Origin of the sequence: Escherichia sp. TW14182 (assembly GCF_000208525.1) — a bacterium.
Classification (GTDB): Bacteria; Pseudomonadota; Gammaproteobacteria; order Enterobacterales; family Enterobacteriaceae; genus Escherichia; species Escherichia ruysiae.
Genome location: NZ_AEJZ01000501.1, coordinates 1 through 1,600 on the forward strand (window position 1 = coordinate 1; position 1,600 = coordinate 1,600).

General features: G+C 48.1%; 1 protein-coding gene and 2 pseudogenes. All 3 read left to right on the forward strand.

The genetic code is table 11. The annotated features are described in order from the left end of the window. Positions 1-103, forward strand: a pseudogene (locus tag EQY_RS27160) (toxin YdaT family protein); the annotation flags it as partial. 19 nt (positions 104-122) lie between these two features. Then, positions 123-536 carry a hypothetical protein gene (locus tag EQY_RS0123670; protein ID WP_000695004.1) on the forward strand — a complete coding sequence of 138 codons (414 nt, stop codon included), beginning with the start codon at positions 123-125 and terminating at the stop codon, positions 534-536. A 509-nt stretch (positions 537-1,045) separates the two neighbouring features. Further along, positions 1,046-1,600: pseudogene (locus EQY_RS0123675) on the forward strand (DnaT-like ssDNA-binding domain-containing protein); the annotation flags it as partial.

A 1,600-nucleotide genomic window follows, 5' to 3' on the forward strand; every position in this document is an offset into this window, starting at 1 on the left:
GAGTACGGCAATTGATGCGCATGATGATGCGGTCCAGGCTGTTTACCGTAAAGCGCATTTCAGCGACGGCGGTTCGTCCGGCGATTCTGTTGTTGTTCATTAAGTGAATAGGGTAACTAACAATGAAAATCAAACCGTTTATCAATGCTGGAAATCTTACTCCCGGCGAACTACGAGACTGGATCCTGAAACTTGCAAAAAATGCAGAAATTGCGGGTTGGGGTACAGAAACTTCGGTTCGGAAGCTTCAGAGCGCAGAACTTAGCCTGCGCTCAGTTATGGACGATTTATCCCCAAGAATTAATTTTCTGGGGTCAGAGCAAATAATTCGTTCGGAAGATCACTCCAGCGAAGTTGCGGAAGTTCTGAATACTCTGAGGATAACGTTTGCTGCCGTTCGCGATATTCAACGAACCATTCTCTCATTGATTTCTCAGCTTCAAGAAATTGATAGTCGCATTCCTGGCGGGGGTCATAGAGAGCGTCTTCCAGAATGTGAAGAGCAAGGACAGGGGAAACAGATAAGGGATCAGTAATACGTTTTTCACTTGCCTGGTATAGCAATCTCGCCAGCGAATCATAGCTACTGGGGCTCAGGAGAGAATCCCGTGAGTGATTTGTAAGAATCAGGTGGAAGCGGGTGAGAACTATAGCCCTGCATGTTACCAGGTTAACCATGTCGTGGTCGTGCTGGTTAATTTTGTACACAGTGCGCATGTGATTTTTAATTTTTTGGCAAACAGCCATTAAAGACATGTCGAACCTCCTTTGGTTCTGTTGATTGGGGAATCACAGATTATATCCGGAGGAAGGTTCGACACCAGATGAGGCAATTATGGTTAAGGCTAAAAACATGCCAAATCCCATGCCAAAAACTAAGGCAAACAATGAGCCTTATCGCAAGGTAAAAATAACGATATGGGATGATCCCAAATTTAGGGCGTTATCTCCTCTGCCTCCAAGTGGACAGAGTTTGTTTATTTATCTGCTGACCAGTCCATTTACCGGGATTATTCCAGGGTTGTTTAAAGCCGGGCGGGCAGCAATGGCTGAAGAGTTGGGGTGGGATATCGAAGCCTTTGACTTAGCCTTAGGCGAAGCCATGAATCTTGGCATGGTGAAAGCAGATATCAAAGCCAGAGTTTTTTGGCTCCCGAATGCTGCGAAACACAATCCGCCAAACTCGATAAATGTCATTAAATCCTGGGCAAAGGCATTCGCTTTAATTCCTGATTGCCCTCTCAAATGGGAGGCCAGGGAATCGCTGAGAGCCGCGTCCTACGGGGTTTCTGAGGCTTTGGGGATGGCATTCGATAAGGCAATCCCTTTGCCTGAGGATAAGCCTAAGGATAAGGCTAACGCTTTGTCATGCGGTATCCAGATAACAGATAACAGATATATAAACCCCACACATAACGCGCGCGTGCGCGAGAGTGCTCCGGCCAGTGAGTCGAATGGCGTGCCGTTGCAGGCAGCGGAACCTGATTACCTGGAAGGCCTGAACGAACCCATCGGGAAATTTCCGATGACTGATGGCTGGCATCCGTCGCCGGATTTTCGACGGCGGGCAGCTCTGTGGGGAGTGGCTCTGCCGGAGCCG

Bases quoted from the DNA above. Each gene is read 5' to 3' on its own strand.
- EQY_RS0123670 (WP_000695004.1), top strand. From the start codon at position 123: ATGAAAATCAAACCGTTTATCAATGCTGGAAATCTTACTCCCGGCGAA.